Raw genomic sequence first — 22,891 nt, 5'->3', positions numbered from 1 at the left:
ACTGGGTGACGCGTTTCGGGCCAGAAAATCGACCTACGCCTCAATGTGTCTTTAATAAAGAGGCGGGATTGTAATAATTGTACAGTCCCGAGTCAATTTACTTCGCGTGTCATAGTGCCTGAAAACCCGCATACAGCCCGCAGAGTCCCGACTTTGCGCCTGATGGCTCAATGTCGGGTGGAGAATTATACGGGCTCCGCACTAAAGCGCAAGGATCGCGCGGGATCTTATTGCGATCGGCTTGCCGGATCCTGGGGATAAAATGAGATGTCGCCCGAAATTTTAATGGATTGCGCCAGATCCCTGCTGGTTTTTCCCGCAACTGGCGTAAACTTCTTTGCGCGCCTCTGGCCTGTGGATAAAAAGGATCAAAACTGTGTAGAAAGGGAAGATCTCTGCCTCGCTTTGCGCTATGATCCGCCCTTCCGCTGACGATCCTCCGGTGATTGCAGGACGGAAAACCGCTGATAGCGGTCGCAGGCGCTTTCTTAGCGTCTGTGTCAAAAATGAACGTTTCTTAGAGTAACGCCTACTATTCTTTTCGAATTTGTACGAGTGGAGTCCGCCGTGTCACTTACGCTTTGGCAACAGTGTCTTGCCCGTTTGCAGGATGAGCTTCCTGCCACCGAATTCAGCATGTGGATCCGTCCACTGCAGGCTGAGTTAAACGACAATACGCTTGCCTTGTATGCTCCAAATCGCTTCGTACTCGACTGGGTTCGGGACAAATACCTTAATAGTATCAATGCACTGCTGAATGAATTCTGCGGTCCAAACGTGCCCACGCTGCGTTTTGAAGTGGGAACGCGCCCGGTTCAGCAGCAGGCGGCAGCGGTCAGCCAGCCTGTAATGGCCAGCGTCAGCGCGCCCGTGATGCCCGTACAGAGCCATATTCGTCCGGCCCCGACGCAGATCATGCGTCCCAGCTGGGATAATGTCCCGGCTCCGGCCGACGTCACCTATCGCTCAAATGTGAACAACCGTCATAACTTCGATAACTTCGTCGAGGGTAAATCTAACCAGCTGGCGCGCGCGGCGGCACGTCAGGTGGCGGATAATCCAGGCGGCGCTTACAACCCGCTGTTTCTGTATGGCGGCACCGGTCTCGGTAAAACGCACCTGTTGCATGCGGTGGGCAACGGCATCATTGCCCGAAAACCCAATGCAAAAGTGGTTTATATGCACTCCGAGCGCTTCGTGCAGGACATGGTTAAAGCACTACAGAACAATGCGATTGAAGAGTTCAAACGCTACTACCGTTCGGTAGATGCGCTGCTGATCGATGACATTCAGTTCTTTGCTAATAAAGAGCGATCGCAGGAAGAGTTCTTCCACACCTTTAATGCCTTATTAGAGGGCAACCAGCAGATCATCCTCACCTCGGATCGCTATCCAAAAGAGATCAACGGGGTGGAAGATCGTCTTAAATCACGTTTCGGCTGGGGTTTAACGGTGGCGATCGAGCCGCCTGAGCTGGAAACGCGTGTGGCGATCCTGATGAAAAAAGCGGATGAGAACGACATCCGTCTGCCTGGTGAAGTCGCCTTCTTTATTGCCAAGCGGTTACGCTCTAACGTGCGTGAGCTGGAAGGCGCGCTGAATCGCGTGATCGCCAATGCCAACTTTACTGGCCGGGCGATTACCATCGACTTCGTGCGCGAAGCGCTGCGCGATCTGCTGGCGCTGCAGGAAAAGCTGGTCACCATCGATAATATTCAGAAGACCGTGGCTGAGTACTACAAAATTAAGGTGGCGGATCTGCTTTCCAAGCGCCGTTCGCGCTCGGTGGCACGTCCGCGCCAGATGGCGATGGCGATGGCGAAAGAGTTAACCAACCATAGCTTGCCAGAAATTGGCGATGCTTTTGGGGGTCGCGACCATACAACGGTGCTTCATGCCTGCCGCAAGATTGAGCAGCTGCGTGAAGAGAGCCACGATATCAAAGAAGATTTCTCTAATCTCATCAGAACATTATCTTCCTGACGCTATGAAATTTATTGTTGAACGTGAGCAGTTGCTGAAGCCGCTGCAACAAGTAAGTGGTCCCCTGGGTGGTCGTCCGACGCTGCCGATCCTTGGAAACCTGCTGCTGCAGGTAACTGAAGGTTCGCTGTTGCTGACCGGTACCGATCTGGAAATGGAGATGGTCGCACGCGTGGCGCTGACTCAGGCACATGAGCCTGGATCCACCACCGTTCCGGCGCGTAAATTCCTCGATATCTGTCGCGGATTGCCGGATGGCGCAGAAATTACTCTGGCACTGGAAGGCGATCGCATGCTGGTGCGCTCTGGCCGCAGCCGTTTTTCGCTGTCGACCCTGCCCGCCAGTGACTTCCCCAATCTTGACGACTGGCAGAGTGAAGTTGAATTTACCCTGCCGCAGGCAACGCTGAAACGGCTGATTGAAGCGACCCAGTTTTCGATGGCGCATCAGGATGTGCGTTACTACCTCAACGGCATGATGTTTGAAACCGAAGGGGAAGAGCTGCGCACCGTGGCCACTGACGGTCACCGTCTGGCCGTCTGCTCCATGCCGATTGGTCAGGCGCTGCCGAGTCATTCGGTGATTGTGCCGCGTAAAGGCGTGATTGAACTGCTGCGTCTGCTGGATGGCGGCGATACTCCGCTGCAGGTTCAGATTGGCGGCAGCAATATCCGTGCGCATGTCGGCGACTACATCTTTACCTCTAAGCTGGTTGATGGCCGTTTCCCCGATTATCGTCGCGTATTGCCGAAGAATCCCGACAAAGCGCTGGAAGCGGGCTGCGATCTGCTCAAACAGGCCTTTGCCCGCGCCGCTATCCTCTCTAACGAGAAGTTCCGCGGTGTTCGCCTCTATATCACCGAAAATCAGCTGAAGATCACCGCCAATAACCCTGAACAGGAAGAAGCGGAAGAGATGCTGGATGTCAGCTATAACGGCACGGAACTGGAGATTGGCTTCAACGTCAGTTACGTGCTGGATGTGCTCAACGCGCTGAAGTGCGAAAACGTCCGTCTGCTGCTGACCGATTCAGTGTCGAGCGTGCAGATTGAGGATGTGGCGAGTCCGGCAGCGGCCTATGTCGTCATGCCCATGCGCTTGTAGAATATATCGGCCTGGCTTACTTGCCATTCTGATTCCGGGCAGTGCTCGCCCCTGGTCACATACTTCAGTATGCTCCCAGGGCCTGCGCGCTGGCCGGAATCAGACTGGCGGCGACGCCGACGGCCTGGTGACTGAGGTATCGGGCAAACCTGCTTTGCCGTTGACGCCCTGGATCGCCAGGCCCAAAACTTTATTGCCCTTCACGCTGGACTGATTCATGGCTTTAACCCGCCTTCTTATCAAAGATTTTCGTAATATTGAGCAGGCTGACCTGCAGCTGGCACCCGGCTTTAATTTCCTGGTCGGCGCCAACGGCAGTGGTAAAACCAGCGTTTTAGAAGCGATTCATACTCTGGGGCATGGCCGTTCGTTTCGCAGCCTGCAGGCGGGACGCGTGATTCGTCACGATGAGGCGGCGTTTGTGCTGCATGGGCGTCTGGAAAACAAAGAGCGGGAAATTTCAGTCGGGCTGACCAAAAACCGTGCCGGTGACAGCAAAGTGCGCATTGATGGCAGCGATGGTCACAAGGTCGCGGAGCTGGCGCAGCTGTTGCCGATGCAGTTAATCACCCCTGAAGGCTTTAGTTTGCTGAATGGCGGCCCCAAATATCGCAGAGCCTATGTCGACTGGGGCTGCTTCCATAACACCCCCGGCTTTTTTAACGCCTGGAACAACATGCGCCGCCTGCTTAAACAGCGGAACGCGGCGCTGCGCCAGGTCTCACGTTACAGCCAGATTCGTCCCTGGGATCAGGAGCTGGTCCCACTGGCTGAACAGATCAGCCAGTGGCGGGCGGAATACAGTGCGGCGATTTCAGCGGAAATCACCGCCACCTGTGGCCAGTTTCTGCCGGAATTTGAGCTGCGCTTCTCATTCCAGCGTGGCTGGGACAAAGAGAGCGATTACGCCGAACTGCTGGAACGTAACTTCGAGCGCGATCGCGCACTGACCTATACCGCCAGCGGCCCCCATAAAGCGGATTTTCGTATTCGGGCTGAAGGGACGCCGGTAGAAGATTTACTCTCACGCGGGCAGTTAAAACTGCTGATGTGTGCATTGCGTCTGGCACAGGGCGAGTTCCTGACAAGCCAGAGCGGACGCCGCTGTATTTACCTCATTGATGACTTTGCTTCTGAGCTGGATGAGAGCCGCCGACGCCTGTTGGCGGAACGGTTAAAAGCCACTCAGGCTCAGGTGTTTGTCAGCGCAATTTCTGCCGGACATGTAATCGACATGACCGACGAAAAGGGCAAGATGTTCCGCGTGGAACAGGGTAAAATAGCGGTTCAACCTGAAGATTAAAATGAGCGAGAAACGTTGATGTCGAATTCTTATGACTCCTCAAGTATTAAAGTCCTGAAAGGACTTGATGCGGTACGCAAACGCCCGGGCATGTATATCGGCGATACCGATGACGGTACCGGTCTGCATCACATGGTATTCGAGGTCGTGGATAACGCAATCGACGAAGCGCTCGCTGGTCACTGTAGTGACATTGTGGTCACCATCCATGCCGATAACTCCGTATCGGTGCAGGATGATGGACGCGGCATTCCTACCGGTATTCACGAAGAAGAGGGCATTTCTGCCGCTGAAGTGATCATGACCGTGCTGCATGCTGGCGGTAAGTTCGATGATAACTCCTATAAAGTCTCCGGCGGCCTGCACGGCGTGGGCGTCTCCGTGGTTAACGCCCTGTCGCAGAAGCTGGAGCTGACCATTCGTCGCGAAGGCAAAGTGCATCAGCAGATTTACGTCCATGGCGTACCGCAGGCACCACTGGCGGTGACGGGTGAGACCGACATTACCGGGACCCGTGTGCGTTTCTGGCCAAGCCACGAAACCTTTACCAACGTGCGCGATTTTGAGTATGACATCCTGGCGAAACGCCTGCGTGAACTCTCATTCCTGAACTCCGGCGTGTCGATTCGTCTGGATGATAAGCGTGATGGTAAAAGTGATCACTTCCACTATGAAGGCGGCATCCGGGCGTTTGTTGAGTACCTCAACAAAAACAAAACCCCGATTCATCCTACCGTGTTCTATTTCTCTACCGAGAAAGATGGCATTGGTGTGGAAGTGGCGCTGCAGTGGAACGACGGCTTCCAGGAAAATATCTACTGCTTTACCAACAACATCCCACAGCGCGACGGCGGTACACACCTCGCCGGTTTCCGTTCAGCGATGACCCGTACCCTGAATGCCTATATGGAAAAAGAGGGTTACAGCAAGAAGGCCAAAGTCAGCGCCACCGGTGATGATGCCCGTGAAGGTCTGATCGCTGTGGTTTCGGTGAAAGTGCCGGATCCTAAATTCTCCTCGCAGACCAAAGATAAACTGGTCTCCTCCGAGGTGAAAACAGCGGTTGAGCAGCAGATGAATGAACTGCTGGCTGAATACCTGCTGGAAAATCCTTCAGACGCCAAAATTGTAGTCGGCAAAATCATCGACGCTGCCCGTGCCCGTGAAGCGGCACGCCGCGCCCGTGAAATGACCCGCCGTAAAGGCGCGCTGGACCTGGCGGGTCTGCCAGGCAAACTGGCGGATTGCCAGGAGCGCGACCCGGCGCTGTCTGAAATCTACCTGGTGGAGGGTGACTCCGCAGGCGGCTCGGCCAAACAGGGCCGTAACCGTAAAAACCAGGCGATTCTGCCGCTGAAAGGTAAGATTCTTAACGTTGAGAAAGCGCGTTTCGACAAGATGCTCGCCTCCCAGGAAGTGGCCACGCTGATCACCGCGCTGGGCTGCGGTATTGGTCGCGACGAGTACAACCCGGACAAGCTGCGCTATCACAGCATCATCATCATGACCGATGCCGACGTCGATGGTTCGCACATCCGTACCCTGCTGCTGACCTTCTTCTATCGTCAGATGCCTGAAATCATTGAGCGCGGCCACGTTTATATCGCCCAGCCGCCACTCTATAAAGTGAAGAAAGGCAAGCAGGAGCAGTACATCAAAGATGATGAAGCGATGGATCAATACCAGATCGCTATCGCGCTTGATGGCGCGACGCTGCACACCAATGCCAGCGCGCCGGCGCTGGGCGGTGAGCCGCTGGAGACGCTGGTCACTGACTTCAACAGCACCCAGAAGATGATCAAGCGTATGGAGCGCCGTTATCCGATGGCCATGCTGCGTGCGATGATTTATCACGACACGCTGAGCGACCTGACCAGCGAAGCAGAGGTTACAACCTGGCTGAATGGTCTGGTGAGCTATCTGACGGAGCGCGAAGCGCACGGCAGCACCTATCTGGCACAGGTGCGTGAAAACCGTGAATCAAACCTGTTCGAGCCGGTACTGCGCGTCCGTACCCACGGTGTAGATACTGACTATCCGCTGGATGCTGATTTCATTCAGGGTCCTGAGTACCGCAAAATCTGCGCCCTGGGCGGCAAACTGCGTGGTCTGCTGGAAGAAGATGCTTACATCGAGCGTGGCGAGCGTCGTCAGCCAGTGGCAAGCTTCGAACAGGCGATTGAGTGGCTGATTAAAGAGTCGCGTCGCGGCCTCTCGGTCCAGCGCTACAAAGGTCTGGGCGAGATGAACCCGGAGCAGCTGTGGGAAACCACCATGGATCCAGACAGCCGTCGCATGCTGCGCGTTACCATTAAAGATGCGATTGGCGCTGATCAGTTGTTCACTACCCTGATGGGCGATGCGGTTGAACCGCGCCGCGCCTTCATCGAAGAAAATGCGCTGAAAGCCGCCAATATCGATATTTAACTGTCATCAGCGATGAAAGGCCATCACCCAGGTGATGGCCTTTTTTTTGTGCCGTCCGGGCGGAAAACCCGCCAGGGCGTGCCTTCCTGCCCGTATGCTGCGATCCCGATCACGTTTTAACCCGGTCAGCTCCCTTACTCTTGCCCCTCTTTGCGCATTTACCGCGCACTATTCCACACAGGGAGTTACACCATGATTGTTTGCGATCGTCACGACTGGGACAGAGAACGTCACGCCTTTCATCCGGTAGTCGATCAGGCGATAAGCTGGATTGCCAGCACAGATTTCAGCCAGCTGGAAACCGGCAAATATGAGATCCTGCCCGACAACAAAATGTTCTGTCTGGTGCAGGAGATGATGACCGAACCGGCCAGCGCGCGTAAAGCGGAGTCCCACTTCAACTACATCGATATTCAGTATCTGTTGGCAGGCACCGAAAATATTGGCGTGGCCCGCGCCCATCCCGACCAGCACATCACCGAAGATTTTGCCCAGCAGCGAGACGTCGTTTTTTATCAGAAGATATTGAATGAGTCTGTGATTACGCTGATGCCCGGCATGTTCGCGCTCTTTTTCCCGCACGATATCCATCGCCCCTGCTGCGCCCCTGGCGAACCCGAAACAATCCGAAAAGCCGTGATTAAAATCCACCGCGATCTCTTTACCGCCTGAAGCTGGCGGTCAGCTGGCCGTTCTCGCCTGCCATGAAACTGGTCAATGTGCGCTGAATCGCGCTAGCATTGAACAAAACCCAGACGCTACGAGGACTCTATGGCTATTAAATTGATCGCTATCGACATGGATGGCACCCTGCTCAACCCGCAACATGAGATCACACCGGCGGTGAAATCCGCCCTGGATCGCGCCCGTCAGCAAGGGGTGTCGATTGTTCTGACCACCGGCCGGCCGTTTGTGGGTATCCAGCGCTATCTCATGGAACTGGATATGCAGACGCCCGGCCAGTACGCGATCAGCAACAACGGTGCGCTGGTTCATCAGGCCGAAGATGGTGAGTGCGTGGCGGAAGTGACGCTGACCTTTGACGACTACCTCTACATTGAGAACCTGGCGCGTGAGCTTGGCGTACATTTCCAGGCATTCGACAAAACCCATCTCTATACCCCTAACAAAGACATCAGCGAATACACCATCCATGAAGCGAGCCTGACCGGCATTCCGGTGCGCTACCGCGCGGTGGAGGAGATGGATCGTGCCATGCGCTTCCCGAAACTGATGATGATCGACCGGCCCGCTCTGCTCGACGCAGCGATTGCCCGCCTGCCCGGGCATGCTCAGCAGACTTACACCATCCTGAAGAGCGCGCCTTATTACCTCGAAATCCTCGATCGTCGGGTGAATAAAGGCCAGGGCGTCAAAATGCTGGCTGAGAAGCTCGGCCTGAAGCAGGAAGAAGTAATGGCGATTGGCGATCAGGAGAATGACCTGGCGATGATCGAATACGCAGGAACGGGTGTCGCAATGGGGAATGCCATTGACTCTGTTAAGAAAATTGCTCAGTTCATCACCAAAACCAATATGGAAGATGGCGTCGCGCATGCCATCGAAGAGTTAGTGCTGTAACGGCCTGTTCTCTGCCGGGCCGCTTCGGCCCGGATCCCCTAACCCGGCAAAAATGCTGCACCGCAAAACAGAATCGCGTAATTTGTCGGGCAACTCTTTCTCCGTGGGTTTCATCATGTCAGAAAAACAGATCACCTTTGCTGCCCGTCAGCATCAGCTCACCAATATTAATGTCTGGACTGCCGACAGCCAGTGGCTGGCGTTTGACGTTCGTCCATCGGGCGCGTCGTTTACCAGCCAGACCATTGAGCGGGTCAATGTGATGACCGGTGAGGTGGAGGTGCTCTATCAGGCCCGGCATGGTGCTCACGTCGGCGTCGTCACGGTCAGTCCCGATCTGCCACCGCGCTACGTCTGCATTCATGGCCCGGAACATCCCGATGCCAGCTGGCAGTATGACTTCCACCACCGGCGCGGGGTGATCGTTCAGAACGGTGCAGCGGTGAATCTGGATGCCTGCGATATCACGCCGCCGTTTACCCCTGGCGCGCTGCGTGGCGGCTCGCATGTACATGTCTTCAGTCCCGATGGTTCTCGCCTGAGCTTTACCTACAATGACCACGTGATGCACGAACTGGATAGCCGGCTCGATCTGCGCAACGTCGGCATCGCGGTGCCCCTTTGCGCGGTAACGCCTGAAAAGCAGCATCCGCGCGAATATGACGGCACCTTTTTTTGCCTGCTGGTAAGCCAGACGCATGCGGAACCGCTGCCAGGCAGTGACCAGATTAATCGTGCCTGTGAGGAGTGCTGGGTCGGTGAGCGTGGCTACCAGAAGCCGGACGGCAGCTGGCAGCGCTGGGCGATCGCCTTTATTGGCGACACGCTGACGGCGCAGGGCGAAAAAAGGCCTGAAGTTTTTATTGTTGATCTGCCTGATGCGCTGGAGGATTACGCCCGCGCCGGAGAGATGCCGCTGGAGGGCAGCAGCCAGCAGTTACCTGCGCCACCGGCTGGCGTGCAGCAGCGTCGCCTGACGCACAGCCGTGGTGTGGCTCTGCAACCTCGCCACTGGCTGCGCGCCGCACCGGATGGCAGCCAGATAGCGTTTCTGATGGCGGATGCCGCAGAGGTGATCCAGCTCTGGACGGTCTCCCCCAACGGCGGCGAACCACGTCAGATCACCCGACTCAGCCACAGCATTCAGTCCGCCTTTAGCTGGCATCCTGACGGCCAGGCGATCGCTTTTATCTGCGATAACAGCGTGATGCGATGTGACGTTGAGAGCGGCGCATGTCAGCGTCTGACCCGCAGAACAGAAGAGGCGCCATCAGGTGACGCGGTGGTCTGGTCACCGGATGGTACACAGATTGCTTATATGCGTGAGGTGAATGGCTGGCGGCAACTCTTTACGGTTGCGGCAGTGACCGCATAGGGGGCATAGGCTGCGCCTGCGCCAGGCTTTCCTGCGTATGCGCCAGCCTTTCGCTCTGCAGGATGCGTTCACGTGGAGAGTCGAGAGATTTATCTTTGTCGCTGCGGTAGTAGTCCCACGGCAGCAGCAGCGTATCCAGCACGGCAGAGAAAGGAAGATCGATTAACGCCAGCGGCTTCAATGCCCAGCTGGTATCACCATCGGACAGCATATCAGCGCTGGCACGGGTGCCTGGATAGTAGCCCTGACTCGCACCTGTGTGAGACATCACGCTGGAACAGCCGGTTGTTGCCATTGCGCAGCACACCACTCCAGCCAGAGGTAAGGTCTTCATCAATTTCATCATCATCATCCCTTCAGTCATGGCATAAGCCTGGCTGAGTTTGCTTGCCAGACAACGTCAACACTCTGGGGCGAAGTCCGTCTGGGTCTGGCAAAAGTAGTCCTGAGTGTATGCCATTTCCACAATTTGGCGAAAAAAATTGCATTTCGCCCTCTTGAAAATGGTCTTGTGGCACCCATTTTTAGTTTACGGACGCACTCACCGTTGCCGCAAGGGACAGTGGGGTGCCGTATCCAGCCTGTCCAGCAGTGGAAGGTTGCCAAAACTTGCTGAAATTCAGGAGTCTTAATATGCGTAATTTTGATCTCACCCCACTTTATCGCTCTGCTATCGGTTTTGATCGCCTGTTTAACCTGCTCGAATCTAATCAGAATCAGAGCAATGGCGGCTATCCTCCCTATAACGTTGAACTGGTCGATGAAAATCACTATCGCATTACTATTGCGGTGGCCGGTTTTGCTCAGAGCGAACTGGATATCACGGCGCACGATAACGTGCTGATCGTGCGGGGTGCCCATCCTGAAGAGCAGACCGAGCGTAAATACCTGTATCAGGGTATCGCCGAGCGTAACTTCGAGCGTAAATTCCAGCTCGCCGACCACATTGTGGTGCGCGATGCCCGTCTCGAGAATGGTCTGCTGAGCATCGATCTTGAACGTCTGGTGCCGGAAGAGGCGAAACCACGCCGTATTGAGATTCTGAAGTAACCATGACAAACGCCGCGTTAGCGGCGTTTTTTTTGCCCTTATATCTGAAGGCGGACTTGTCCTTACGGCTGCGTTCGCATCGCTAAACGCTGACCCAGCACGCCACCAAACACATTGACCAGTAACCCCAGAATAATCACCACCGCACCCAGCATCTGCTGCCCGGAGAGATGCTCATCCAGCACCAGCGCGGCGGTAATAATCCCCACCACCGGCACCAGCAGCGACAGCGGCGCGACGCGCCAGGTTTCGTAGCGACTCAGCAGATTCCCCCAGATGGCGTAACCCACAATGGTGGCGACAAATGCCAGATAGAACAGCGCCAGCACGGTCTGCAGGCCGATATGCAGCAGGCTGTTAACGATGGCGGCCTGACCATCAAACAGCAGCGAACAGGCAAAGAAAGGAACGATCGGCACCAGCGCACTCCAGACCACCAGTGACATGATCGGCACGCTGCGGTTCCGCATAATAATCTTATTGGTGATATTACCCAGTCCCCATGAGAGCGCCGCCGACAGCGTCAGCACCATGGTGGTCAGCGTGATACCGGCGCTGGTCTGCCCTTCCATGCCTGCCGTTGCCAGCAAAAACATCCCCAGCGTAGCGATGATAATCCCGACGATATGATTCCAGTGCAGCTTCTCCGCCAGCAACAGCGCGCCCAGCAACAGGGTAAAGAATGCCTGCGCCTGCAGCACCAGCGAGGCCAGACCGGCAGGCATGCCGAGCTTGATCGCCAGGAACAGAAAGGCGAACTGACCAAAACTGATGGTCATGCCATACACCACCAGCCAGCGCAGCGGAATCGGCGGGCGACGCACAAAGAAAATGGCGGGAAAGGCGACCAGGGTAAAACGCAGCCCGGCGAGCAAAAAAGGCGGCATACCCTGCAGCCCCAGCTTGATCACCACAAAATTGACGCCCCACGCCACCACCACGCACAGCGCTAACAGCATATCTTTTACCGACATCAGAAACTCCTTGTCCTGCCGTCAGGCGGTGACCGCAATCGGGGTCGCGATATCGGCACAGCAGCCTTCACCCACGATGCGAAAATAATCATCTGCAGCCAGCGCGATCGACTTATCCAGTTCGCCCGCGTTAAACCATAACGTTCCGACCTGTTGCAGTCGGGTATCCACCCGCAGCGCCAGCCGGTCATCAAAACTAAACGGCGGTACCGCGCCCATCACACAGCCCGTCAGCGCCTGCGCCAGCTCCGGAGCGGCGAAAGAGGATTTTTTGCCGCCGATGGCGCGCGCCGCACTTTTGAAATTGATCCGGCAGTCGCCCGGCACTATCGCCAGCAGCTGACGCGATGGCGCACCGTCCGGCATGCTGACCTCCAGCACCATCGCTTTGGCCGCCTGACCCAGCAGGTTACCGCGTATCTGGCTGATCTGTTCGGTCTGCCCTATCGCCTCATGTTCCACCACGCGGTAGCTGGCCTGCTGCTGATCCAGCAGCGCAGTAATTTTTTCAAACGTCGTCATTCCCTTCTCCTGTTCTGGCACAGCCCGGCTTAGCTCCAGGCGATAGCGTGTTTCATTTTTTTATCGGTCAGCCCGAAAAAGAAACCCATGGTGATACGGGTATCGCCTTCGACCCGATCGATCTCATGATAAAACGCAGGATTAAACAGATAGATATCGCCACTGCGTGGTGAAAATTCGCAGATCTCACTGTTTTCGATCACCCCACTGCGATAACCCAGCTCCCCGGCGGTTTTGAACTGCTCATCCTCCGGCGACCACTTTTTGTTGTAGATACGCAGTGCTCCGCCCGCGTTGCACTCCTGCAGGCAGACCACGCAGCTGAGCTGATGCAGGATTTGCGTCACCACTAGCGAAGTCTCTGCGGCGTCGCGCACGATATTGTCGTTATGCAGCGGGTTCGCGACGCCATTGGCATGAAAGCGCACGATAGAACCGGCATAGTCTCCACAACCCGGTTCGTGGGCGATGCGTAAACTTTCCAGCCGCAGCGCATGCTGAACCCAGCGGTAAATCTGTTCGCGCAGCGTATTCAGTGAGGGCGGCAACGCCGGCTGGATATCGCGCAGCTCGGTAAAATAGTTATCGGGAGCCGCAGTATGACGCGCCAGATAGGGGCCGAGCGTGGTCAGCGCGCCATTGGGATAGTGGGAGACACGGATCTTTTCCCGGCAGCTCTGCAGGTCGGTCACCACCGCTTCCCGCACCTCTGGCGTCAGGAAATTACGCAACACCAGCAGCGGCACCCGTGCGGTAACGATGTCATCCAGCCAGGTCGATTCCACAAACATGTTGGGATTAATCACGCGGAACTGATTGAAAATTGCCATGTTTATCACTCCCTAAACGGTATTTCATAGAGTTCATGATTGTTCATTCGCCGCCAGTTGCCAGCGCTGCCTGGTATTGCCACGGGTTCAGAGGCGATCAGCGTGCAACCATCCTGTTGCTGAAAATGCATCGTAAAATAGTCGGGCCAGGGCGTGTCGTGCGGATACCACTGCCACGCCCAGGCTTTGTCACGGGTGACGAAAATGGCATTCCCTGCGCTGCCGCCCGGCTCTACCTGCGCCATCTTTGCGCGCAGATAGTCGCGGGTGAAATCGGCAGGCGTGGTCTGATCCACCAGATAACGCAGATACTCTTCTGAATCGAAGCGCGATTCGGCCAGACCGAGCTGGCGGTAAATCGTCGGCAGAAAGCCGTTATGCATCATGTACCACTGATGTCCGGCGCTGTTGCGCCACAGCGGATGAGAAAACGCCAGTCCCTGATTTTTACTCAGCGTGGCGTGCCGCACATGCACCGCCAGAAACCGGCTGCGCAGCCGATCCACATCGATACCGGGCAGCGCTTCTGCGAACGCGCCGGTGCCGTGCAGGGTACGAATCTCACCCTCTTCGAACCACAGACAGCCCCAGCCGTTAGGGTGTGATTTGATCGGGCCATCGTGTTCGGCGCTTTCACCGCAGCTCATGGCGCGCGCCGCCTCCAGAATCTCTGCGCTGTCGAACCGGCCATGCGCCAGAATCATCCTGCACATACTTTATCTCTCCCGGCCGCCACCGGCTGCGCGGCAATCACCTGCTGAAAAGTGGTCATAATCGGCTCACGCGCTGTGGCCGTCAGGCTGAAAGTGGCCAGAATGCCCGCGTGACGCGTCAGGTCGGCATAGAGCGATGAGCGTGACGAAACCTGTAACGCAGGCAATCTGAGTGGCGGTAACAACGCGCCCTGCTGATGCTGATCGATCCAGCGTTCGGCAGCCTGCAGCTGCGCCGGTTGCCGCAACCGCAGCTGGCCGACCGCACCGGGTGTGGTGAAGGCAAAGACAGGTAACGCGCCGCCCGCTTCTAACCGGAAGGTGACTTCCGCCCAGTTGATGCCAGTCGCCTCCTGCACCAGCGTCGCCACGCCCATGCCGGAGAGCCGGAACCCCATCTCCAGGAAATGCGGCACGCCGTTGACCACAATAAAATCGATATGAAATGCACCCTGACGATAGCCAAAGGTTTCGCAACAGAAGGTCATCAGGCTGCTGAACGAGACCGGCAGGGCCGCTGCCGCCATCGCCACATGCCCCGACTCATAAAAGCTGACGCAGCCCTCAGCATCCCGGTGCTGCTCAATCACCTTCTGGCAGCAGGTCAGCGCCTGGGGATGTCCCTGATGCACTACGCCCTGTAATGAAAACTCATCGCCGATCAGCGCGCTTTCCACAATAAAGCCGCTGAAGCCGCGTCCGCCGTAGTTCATGGTCTGCACCAGCTGTTTCACTACGCTATGCAGCTGATCGGCATGCTCAATCAGCCAGATACCCAGGCCGCCGCCGCCATCCACCGGCTTCACGACGCAGGGATAGATCAGCGCCTGTCCGGCATCCAGAATGCTGAGCGGCGAGGCGAAAAAGCGGAACTCCGGCTGCGGGAAGCGCGGCCAGGCTTTTTTTAGCGCCATGCGCTGCGCATATTTATCCAGCGGAATAAAGGCGGCGGGCGCATCCGGCCCAGCCAGCATCTCGCGCAGTCGTCCGGCGCTGGCGTTGTAGGCTTCAAAGCCCGCCAGCACCACCAGCGGATGCGCCAGTAAACCGGCGTGCAGATAGGCCTGCATCACCTCCCAGGGATTCTCGGGTCGATCGAGGCGAATGATCAGATCAAATGGCAGAGCCAGGCTTAACGACTGGTAATCGACGAAATCACCCATTTCAGCCAGCACGGTAAAATAGCCGTCGCGCTTCGCCACCGCGCAGTAAGGATTTTGCCCGTCGCGGGTGGCGCCAATTTGCAGAAAAATCTTTTTCATCGCCTCGCCTTACCGGGTTATCGCCCGGAAATGATTTCTGTCACGATGTCATTGAGCACACCGTTATTGACCTGAATCACCGCTTTGTGGGGATCAAAACGCAGCACGCGCGATAGCGGATCGGCGCTTTTGCCCTCCAGCAGCGAACTGACCGGCTTGCTCTGCCAGCAGTGCCGCATCTGCGTCAGCGTCATGCCGGAGAGCCGGGTTAACTGCTGTGCCAGCGCGCGATCTTCACTGCGTTGCTCAAGCAGATCGCGGATGGCCGCCTCATCCAGCGTAATCTGCTGCTGCATCAGCCAGTGTCCGAGCTGCTCTCCCTGCGCCAGGAACGGGGAGTAGATCATGCAGATCAGCTGATCTTCGCTGAGGTCAAACGCCTGTATGGCGAAGTCCGCCGCGCGCTGCCGCTGCCGCTGGATCGCAGCGTCATCCTGATAGCGTGCCGCCATCTCATCGATTAGCGCGGGCGGAAAATCTTTCTTCACCATCAGTCCCAGCGCAAAGCGCACATATTCGCGGATCCCTTCGGCATAGTGGCGCTGCAGCAGCGTTTCTGCCCGCAATCCGCGCAGGTGTGCCATCAGCGTCGGATTACCGCAGTCGGATTCGGAGAAGCTGAACATCAGCGCATCAAAACGGAAGCGCATAAATTCGCTGAGCAGTGCCCAGTGCGCGCCCGCTTCATAGGCGGTGTCCTGATAGATGTTGAAGAACAGTGGATTGCGCGCCAGCTGGTGGGTGATGCGGTGCGCAGGCGTCAGCTGCTCGGCGCCATAAACATCGCTGAAGTAGCGCTCTGCCACGCCATCCAGCGTCTGCAGAAACCCGCTGAAGCCCCGGGTTTTGTCCGCCACTGGCGCATCAAACAGCCGTGAGAGGTGCCGCGCCCAGGCGACATAGGCGGCCTGCTCCTGTGGCGAGTCGCCGGTAACAATCAGATCCACGCCACCGTTGTAGTCTGCCGCCAGGCCAAAGGAGTTCACCATGCTGAGATTACAGGCGTTGCAGAAGGTCGAGCGCGCGTCGGCGCGAAACCGGTGGCCATTCATCAGCACGTCATTGCGGTTCTGCTGCCGCACGCTCTCCGGCATCGGCAGGTCGCGGTCAAACGGCCGGATCAGCAGGCCATCCACGACCAGACACTCCACCCGCTCATCGTCATGCATCGCCAGCGACTGATAAACGCGGTGGATATTCTCCATTACGCTCTGATTCATCGCCGCATGGCGATTGGTGCTGATCCGCAGATGAAAGGTGCTGCCCTGCTGCTGCCAGATCAGTCCCTGAATGTAACGCACGTAAGCCACCATGTAGCTGCTATCTTTTCCTCCGCCATAGGCGAGCAGCACACGGTTATTCTCCAGCTGCTGCTGATCCGGCAACGCTGCCAGCAGGCGAAGAGAGCAGCGTTGAGCGGACTCAATGATGGCGGGTGACAGATACGCTTCCATCTCCTTCATCATGGCGGGCAGATTATTCATTTCTCACGTTTTCCTCAGGTGAAAAGAATCACTTTATGGTCTGAAGCCCGGGGCTGACGGGGTCGCCGGGCCGTTTAGCGTTATGAATAATTAAGAGATGCAGCCTAAAGTACTTTGAATGTACTCTGTTGAATATGCACAGATCAGCGCGATATGGGGTGGAACAGATGGCCGATATTATCGGGGAACAGGAGAGTCAGAGCAGTCGTTACCGCCAGATCGCAGAACAGATCAAGCAGGCCATTCATGCCGGTTCGCTGGCACCTGACAGCCGTCTGCCGTCGGTGCGCACGCTGGCGACGCAGTACAATGTCAGCCTTACCACCGCCCTGAAGACACTGCGCACGCTGGAAGATGAGCGCTACGCCGTTGCCCGCCCCAAATCGGGCTTTTTTGTTGCCCCGCAGCGGCCCTCTTCCCGTCAGCTGCCCGCCGTCAGTGAACAGCCGCGCGCCATCGCGCCGCTTGATGAGCAGACAGAACTCCATCTGGCGATGCTTGGCTCAGACTGCCGGGTGCGTCTCGATCTGGCCAACGGCGACAGTGCGCTCTATCCGGTCAAGCGCATCGGCCTGCTGATGCGTCAGATGGGCTACAGCAAACCGGCCCTGCTCGGGAATACGGTGAAGGGCACCGGCTATGCGCCGCTGAAAACAGAGATTGCCCGCCGGGCAGTGGGTTACGGCTGCAATATCAGCGCTGACGATATTCTGATCACCAACGGCTGCATTGAGGCGATCTCGCTGTCGCTGCGCGCCACGACCCAGCCGGGCGATGTGGTCGCCGTGGAATCACCCTGCTATTTCGTGCTGCTGCAGATGCTGCATAACCTCAATTTACGGGTGATTGAAGTGGAAGCCGGGCCGGAAGGGTATGTCGATGTCGCGAAGCTCACCGGGCTGTTTCAGCGCAAGGCGGTGCGGGTCTTTCTCACTCTGTGCAACGTCAACAATCCGCTGGGAAAAAGCATTCCCAACGAGCATAAGGCCTATATTGCGCGGCAGGCGGATGAAAACGACGTGGTGATCATTGAGGATGATATTTTTGGCGATACTGCCTTTGGTGAACGCCGCCCTTTCCCGATGCGCGCCTTCAGCCCCAACGCCATTCTCTGCAGCGGCTTCTCTAAAACCGTGGCGCCAGGCATTCGTATCGGCTGGGTTCACAGCGTCAACTACATGCGCAAAATCGCCTCACTGAAATATACCTCAACCATGGGCACCTCGGTGCTGTCGCAGGCGGCGGTGGCGGAACTGCTGCGCAGCGGCGGCTATGATGCTCATCTGCGTAAGCTGCGGCGTGAGCTGGCACGACAAATCCGTGAAATGCGTCAGTCGGTGTTACGGGAATTTCCGGCGGGAACCCGGGTGTCCGATCCGGAAGGAGGCTATGTGCTGTGGGTTGAGATGCCCCGACAGGCGCTGAACGTGCGCGAGCTGTTTCTGAAAGCGCGCAACGCGGGCATCGGCATTGCGCCGGGCCACATTTTTGCCACCGACCAGCGCTACGATCACTGTTTCCGGCTGAATGCCGGTTTTGGCTGGAATGCAGAGGTGGAACAGGCGATTCAGCAGCTGGCACAGTGGTGCCAGCTGTCGTTAACCGATACGCAGGATTAGCTGTCGCGCCAGGCGTTCTCAACCTCTTCCGCCAGAATCTGCACCGCCCGCTCAATGTTCTCTGCATCCGGCACGTAATTCATCCGCATACATTGATGGGTGTGCGGCCACGCCTGTTCCAGTCCCGGGAAGAAGAAGTGGCCCGGCACCATCAACACGCCGCGCGCTTTCAGCCGCTGATAAAGCAATTCGGTGGTGATCGGCAGATCGCGGAACCAGAGCCAGAGGAAAATCGCCCCTTCCGGCTTGTGGATCAGGCAGCGGTCTTCCGGCAGATAGCGCCGCAGGATCGCAATGGTCTGCTGCACCTTCTGCTGATAGAACGGCTTAATCACCTCTTCGGAGAGCCGTAACAGATCGCCGCGACGGATCATCTCATTGGCAATGGCCGGACCGATACTGCCGGGCGCCAGACTGATGATGCCGTTCATATTGCTCAGCGCGGTGATGGTCTTCTCGTCAGCGATAATGATGCCGCAACGCGCACCCGGCAGGCCGAGCTTCGACAGACTCATGCAGAGAATGATGTTGGGGTTCCACAGCGGGCGCACCTCGCTGAAAATGATGCCGGGGAACGGCACGCCATAGGCATTGTCGATCAGCAGCGGCACATCATGCTGCTGCGCCAGCGCATCGAGCTGCATCAGCTCATCATCGGTGATCACGTTGCCGGTAGGGTTGGTCGGGCGCGATACGCAGATCAGCCCGACCTCTTCGTTCATCGGCAGATGCTCAAAATCGACATGATATTTAAACTGACCTTCCGGCAGCAGCTCAATGTTCGGCTTCGCCGACACAAACAGCCCCTCTTCCAGGCCGGCATCCGCATAACCCAGATACTCAGGCGCCAGCGGGAACAGCACCCGCTTTTTGCTGCCATCGGCCCGACGACCGGCGAACAGATTGAACAGATAGAAGAAGGCGCTCTGGCTGCCGTTAGTCAGCGCAATGTTCTGTGCGGTGATGGGCCAGCCAAGCTCATCGCTCAGCAGCCCGGCCAGCGACGCCAGCAGCGTCGCTTTTCCGCGCGGGCCGTCGTAATTGCACAGCGCCTCGCTGAGTTTGCCTTCCTCATGCATCTGCTGCAGCAGTTGCTGAAAGTAGTCGTTCATGGCCGGGATCTGCGCCGGATTACCGCCGCCCAGCATGATGGTGCCGGGCGTTCGCAGGCCCGCGCCCATATCTTCCATCAGACGTGAGATGCCGGAATGTTGGGTAAATTTGTCGCCGAACTGAGAAAAAGACATAGCGGTTAAATATTTGTGATAGCGAATCGGGGGTCCACCATAACGCCCGCCATGGGCGGGCGCAATGGAAAGGCGAGGGGATTACTTCAGCGCCTGCGGGTTCACGCAGTTTTTCTCGACGCTTCCGCCGAGTGCAGCGAGGAGATTTTCTACCGCATCCTGCATCATGCCGTAGCGGGTTTCATGGGTGGCAGAACCGATATGCGGCAGCGTCACCACATTGGGCAGCGACAGCAGCGGAGAGTCGGCAGAGACTGGCTCCTGCTCAAACACATCCAGCCCGGCGGCATGCAGTTTGCCCGCCTGCAACGCGGCGATCAGCGCATTTTCATCCACCACCGGCCCGCGACCGGCGTTGATCAGCACCGCATCCGGCTTCATCAGTTCAAGCTCGGCGGCACCGATCAGATGGTGCGTCTCTTCAGTCAGCGGCAAACTGATGCAGACGAAATCACTCTGCTTCAGCAGCGCCTCCAGCTCACAGCACTGTGCGCCAAAGCGCGACTGCGCCTCTTCATGCTCGCGGCGGGCGTTGTAGAGGATTTTCATACCGAAGCCAAAGTGGGCGCGCTGCGCCAGCGCCATCCCGATACGTCCCATGCCGAGAATACCCAGCGTTTTATGGTGCACGTCGATGCCGAACTGTGCCGGACCGATGCTCTTCTGCCAGTTGCCCGCTTTGACCCAGGCATCCAGTTCCGGCACCCGACGCGCGGTGCTCAGTACCAGCGCCATCATGGTGTCCGCCACGGTTTCGGTCAGCACGGTCGGCGTGTGCATCAGCACCACGTGACGCTGATTCAGCGCATCCACATCAAAATTGTCATAGCCTACAGAGACGCTGGAGCAGACGCGCAGATTGGGCATCTTCGCCAGCAGCTCACCATTCACTTTACCGCCCGATCCCAGCAGACCTTCTGCCTGCTGGAACGCCGCAGCATGTTCCTGCTGGCTTTCCGGCGAGAGATCGCTGATTTCCGTCACGTCACACTGTTCAGCCAGGCGAGCATAAAGATCGTCGGGCAGTTTTTTATAGAGAATTACAGCGGGTTTCATTCGGTGGCTCCCGGTCAATAAGTAGCGGGCGGCTTGCAGGCCGCCCGGAGAAATAGAGGCTAACGTTTACGCTTTCAGGCGGGTTTCGCACCCTGCAGCGGCGGCGCTTTGTTCTGCGCCGGTTTCACAATCAGCGTCAGCCACACCGAAACCAGCAGGGCCGATCCCATAAAGATGTAGGACGCGGACGGGCTGCCGGTGGCTCCATTAAGATAGCCGACAATCCATGAACCGATAAACGACCCCAGCGCACCCATACTGTTGATCAGCGCCATTGCGCCACCGGCGACATTGCGTGGCAGCATCTCAGGAATAATGGCGAAGAACGGTCCGTAAGGCGCATACATCGCGGCACCGGCAATCACTAACAGGGTGTAGGACATCCAGAAATTGTTCGATCCCACCAGATAAGAGCCGAGGAACGCCAGCGCGCCCACCAGCAGCAGCGGCCAGACGAACAGCTTACGGTTCTGGGTTTTATCCGACGCCCAGGAGACCACCACCATCGCAATGGTCGCCGCCAGATAAGGCACCGCAGAGAGCCAGCCCGCCTCTACCATACCCATCTGCGTGCCGTTACGCAGAATCGACGGCAGCCACAGCACAAAGCCATAGACGCCGATGCTCCAGGCAAAATATTGCAGGCAGAGAATGATCACGTTGCGGTTGCGGAACGCTTCGCTGTAGTTGCGCACCGCTTTAATATTTTCCTGCTCTTTCTGCAGTTCAGCCTGCAATGCCGCTTTCTCGGCATCGCTCATCCAGCGCGCCTGCGCCGGCTTATCCTGCACCAGGAACCACCAGGCGATCGCCCAGACCACCGCCGGAATCCCTTCGAAGATAAACATCTCACGCCAGCCAAACGATTCGATCAGATAGCCTGACACGACCGACATCCACAACACCGTGACCGGATTACCCAGGATCAGGAAGGTGTTGGCGCGTGAACGTTCCGACCTGGTAAACCAGTTGCTGATGTAGATCAGCATCGCGGGCATCACCGCGGCTTCCACCACGCCCAGAATAAAGCGAATGGCCGCCAGCATCGGAATGTTGCTCACCACGCCGGTCAGTGAGGCACAGCCGCCCCACAGGATCAGGCACCAGAAGATCAGTTTCTTGACGCTGCGGCGTTCGGCGTAAATTGCACCCGGGATCTGGAAAAAGAAGTAACCCAGGAAGAACAGCGCACCCAGCAGCGAGGACATGCCTTTGGTGATGCCGAGATCGTCATTAATCCCGGCAGCAGAAGCGAAGCTAAAATTTGCACGATCGAGATACGCCAGGCTGTAGGTGATAAACACGATGGGCATGATGAACCACCAGCGTTTTGGCGCGATTGTCTGCTTTTTCATCGGGAACTCCTGTGACTGTAGAGGGGCGCGAACTACACGTCGCCCAGTTGCTGACGCGTCGGCAGACCTTCGCTGTCACCAATGACCTGAATCGCCATCGAACCAATTTTGTTGCCGCGACGAATCGCCTGCGGCAGCGACTGACCTTCCAGCAGGGCGCTGATGACGCCAACGGCAAAGCCGTCTCCGGCGCCTACGGTATCCACCACGTTGTCGACTTTTATCGCCTCAACCTGGCCCTGCTCGCCCTGCGCCGTTTTATACCAGGCACCGTCACAACCGGTTTTAATCACGACCGCTTTCACGCCCTTATCGAGATAGAAATCCGCGATCGCTTCTGGCTGACGATAGCCGGTCAGAATCAGCCCCTCTTTTTCGCCCGGCAGTACCCAGTCGGCATACTCCGCCAGCAGATTGAGCTGCTTACGCATCTCCTCTTCGCTGCGCCACAGCACCGGCCGCAGGTTAGGATCAAACGAGATAGTTTTACCGCGCGCACGCATCTCTTTGGCGGTGTGCTTCAGCAGCTCCAGCGAACTCTCTGACAGCGCCGCCGCCACACCGCTCAGGTGCAGATGTCGCGCCGAACCAAAATAGTCCGCGTCAAAATCGTCGACCGACAGATGGCTGGCCGCCGAGCCTTTACGAAAATATTCCACCAGTGGATCAGAGCCGTCATCGACTTTGGACTTGAGCTGAAAACCGGTGGGATAGCGCTTATCGACCGTCACCCGGGCGTGGTCGATACCCTCTTTTTCCAGCTGCTGGCAGATAAAACGGCCAAAAGCGTCATCGCCAATACGACTGACCCAGCCCACTTTCAGGCCAAGACGAGCCAGGCCGGTCGCCACATTGAGTTCAGCGCCCGCCGCGCGTTTAACAAAGGTCTCTGCTGCGGCCAGGTCGCCGGTTTCACGGGCGATGAACATCGCCATCGCTTCACCGATAGTGACAACATCAAGCGGACCGTTGTGATGCATAGTGTGATGCGTGGTCATCTTCACT

Annotated in this window: 20 protein-coding genes; 9 read left to right on the top strand and 11 right to left on the bottom strand. The window is 57.2% G+C overall.

Annotated elements, in window-relative coordinates:
• Positions 1-567 precede the first annotated feature (567 nt).
• From dnaA to PAG01S_RS16710, 7 genes are all read left to right on the top strand, one after another.
• Entirely contained in the window at positions 568-1,983 is a 1,416-nt protein-coding gene (gene dnaA / locus PAG01S_RS16740; protein WP_010671615.1) for a chromosomal replication initiator protein DnaA, read from the top strand.
• A gap of 4 nt (positions 1,984-1,987) precedes the next feature.
• Entirely contained in the window at positions 1,988-3,088 is a 1,101-nt protein-coding gene (gene dnaN / locus PAG01S_RS16735) for a DNA polymerase III subunit beta (protein ID WP_010258930.1), read from the top strand.
• A 217-nt stretch (positions 3,089-3,305) separates the two neighbouring features.
• Positions 3,306-4,391 (top strand): DNA replication/repair protein RecF, encoded by a 1,086-nt coding sequence (gene recF, locus PAG01S_RS16730; RefSeq protein ID WP_010258927.1) that lies wholly within the window; start codon positions 3,306-3,308, stop codon positions 4,389-4,391.
• Between the two features lie 18 nt (positions 4,392-4,409).
• Positions 4,410-6,818, top strand: coding sequence for a DNA topoisomerase (ATP-hydrolyzing) subunit B (gyrB, locus tag PAG01S_RS16725; protein WP_061703511.1), 2,409 nt, complete (start codon positions 4,410-4,412; stop codon positions 6,816-6,818).
• 192 nt (positions 6,819-7,010) lie between these two features.
• Complete coding sequence (locus PAG01S_RS16720; protein WP_033773207.1) at positions 7,011-7,490, top strand: NanQ anomerase/TabA/YiaL family protein; 480 nt, start codon at positions 7,011-7,013, stop codon at positions 7,488-7,490.
• 99 nt (positions 7,491-7,589) lie between these two features.
• Complete coding sequence (gene yidA, locus PAG01S_RS16715; RefSeq protein WP_010258924.1) at positions 7,590-8,399, top strand: sugar-phosphatase; 810 nt, start codon at positions 7,590-7,592, stop codon at positions 8,397-8,399.
• A gap of 115 nt (positions 8,400-8,514) precedes the next feature.
• Positions 8,515-9,774: a YidR family protein gene (locus PAG01S_RS16710; RefSeq protein ID WP_062759458.1), complete on the top strand. Its 1,260-nt coding sequence runs from the start codon at positions 8,515-8,517 to the stop codon at positions 9,772-9,774.
• On the opposite strand, the gene PAG01S_RS16705 is transcribed toward PAG01S_RS16710, so the two are convergent.
• Positions 9,749-10,117: a YceK/YidQ family lipoprotein gene (locus PAG01S_RS16705; protein WP_223564587.1), complete on the bottom strand. Its 369-nt coding sequence runs from the start codon at positions 10,115-10,117 to the stop codon at positions 9,749-9,751. The two genes, PAG01S_RS16710 and PAG01S_RS16705, sit on opposite strands and share 26 nt — an antisense overlap.
• Before the next feature lie 290 nt (positions 10,118-10,407).
• On the opposite strand from PAG01S_RS16705, the gene ibpA reads away from it, so the two are divergent.
• Positions 10,408-10,824, top strand: coding sequence for a small heat shock chaperone IbpA (gene ibpA / locus PAG01S_RS16700; protein WP_010258920.1), 417 nt, complete (start codon positions 10,408-10,410; stop codon positions 10,822-10,824).
• A 62-nt stretch (positions 10,825-10,886) separates the two neighbouring features.
• Here the strand turns inward: ibpA and PAG01S_RS16695 are convergent, their stop codons facing one another.
• Genes PAG01S_RS16695 through PAG01S_RS16670 form a run of 6 tightly spaced genes read right to left on the bottom strand, consistent with a single transcriptional unit; the run spans position 10,887 to position 16,609 of the window.
• A complete protein-coding gene (locus PAG01S_RS16695) occupies positions 10,887-11,798 on the bottom strand; it encodes an EamA family transporter (protein WP_062759434.1) in 912 nt (303 codons plus the stop codon).
• A 21-nt stretch (positions 11,799-11,819) separates the two neighbouring features.
• Positions 11,820-12,320: a YbaK/EbsC family protein gene (locus PAG01S_RS16690; RefSeq protein ID WP_010671610.1), complete on the bottom strand. Its 501-nt coding sequence runs from the start codon at positions 12,318-12,320 to the stop codon at positions 11,820-11,822.
• A 29-nt stretch (positions 12,321-12,349) separates the two neighbouring features.
• Positions 12,350-13,150, bottom strand: coding sequence for a 2OG-Fe(II)-dependent halogenase WelO5 family protein (locus PAG01S_RS16685; protein WP_010671609.1), 801 nt, complete (start codon positions 13,148-13,150; stop codon positions 12,350-12,352).
• A gap of 5 nt (positions 13,151-13,155) precedes the next feature.
• Entirely contained in the window at positions 13,156-13,863 is a 708-nt protein-coding gene (locus PAG01S_RS16680; protein ID WP_062759433.1) for a class II glutamine amidotransferase, read from the bottom strand.
• Positions 13,851-15,125 carry an ATP-grasp domain-containing protein gene (locus PAG01S_RS16675; RefSeq protein ID WP_010671607.1) on the bottom strand — a complete coding sequence of 425 codons (1,275 nt, stop codon included), beginning with the start codon at positions 15,123-15,125 and terminating at the stop codon, positions 13,851-13,853. Before PAG01S_RS16675 ends, PAG01S_RS16680 begins: the two co-directional genes overlap by 13 nt.
• Before the next feature lie 17 nt (positions 15,126-15,142).
• Complete coding sequence (locus PAG01S_RS16670; RefSeq protein WP_050679974.1) at positions 15,143-16,609, bottom strand: hypothetical protein; 1,467 nt, start codon at positions 16,607-16,609, stop codon at positions 15,143-15,145.
• A gap of 167 nt (positions 16,610-16,776) precedes the next feature.
• On the opposite strand from PAG01S_RS16670, the gene PAG01S_RS16665 reads away from it, so the two are divergent.
• The gene (locus PAG01S_RS16665; RefSeq protein ID WP_010258912.1) at positions 16,777-18,228 is read left to right on the top strand and encodes an aminotransferase-like domain-containing protein; all 1,452 of its coding nucleotides are present in this window, start codon (positions 16,777-16,779) and stop codon (positions 18,226-18,228) included.
• Here the strand turns inward: PAG01S_RS16665 and PAG01S_RS16660 are convergent.
• The 4 genes from PAG01S_RS16660 to PAG01S_RS16645 all read right to left on the bottom strand — a co-directional run bounded on the left by PAG01S_RS16660 (position 18,225) and on the right by PAG01S_RS16645 (position 22,884).
• A complete protein-coding gene (locus PAG01S_RS16660; RefSeq protein WP_033773199.1) occupies positions 18,225-19,475 on the bottom strand; it encodes a valine--pyruvate transaminase in 1,251 nt (416 codons plus the stop codon). The genes PAG01S_RS16665 and PAG01S_RS16660 overlap by 4 nt on opposite strands.
• A gap of 81 nt (positions 19,476-19,556) precedes the next feature.
• Positions 19,557-20,531 (bottom strand): glyoxylate/hydroxypyruvate reductase GhrB, encoded by a 975-nt coding sequence (ghrB, locus tag PAG01S_RS16655; protein ID WP_062759432.1) that lies wholly within the window; start codon positions 20,529-20,531, stop codon positions 19,557-19,559.
• Positions 20,532-20,605: 74 nt separating this feature from the next.
• Positions 20,606-21,886 (bottom strand): MFS transporter, encoded by a 1,281-nt coding sequence (locus PAG01S_RS16650; protein ID WP_022624800.1) that lies wholly within the window; start codon positions 21,884-21,886, stop codon positions 20,606-20,608.
• A 32-nt stretch (positions 21,887-21,918) separates the two neighbouring features.
• On the bottom strand, positions 21,919-22,884 hold the full coding sequence (locus tag PAG01S_RS16645; protein ID WP_010671602.1) for a sugar kinase: 966 nt from the start codon (positions 22,882-22,884) through the stop codon (positions 21,919-21,921).
• Positions 22,885-22,891 lie beyond the last annotated feature (7 nt).

The sequence above is a fragment of the Pantoea agglomerans NBRC 102470 genome (assembly GCF_001598475.1).
In the GTDB taxonomy this organism is placed as follows: domain Bacteria; phylum Pseudomonadota; class Gammaproteobacteria; order Enterobacterales; family Enterobacteriaceae; genus Pantoea; species Pantoea agglomerans.
This window is presented reverse-complemented; position numbering and strand designations above follow the sequence as displayed.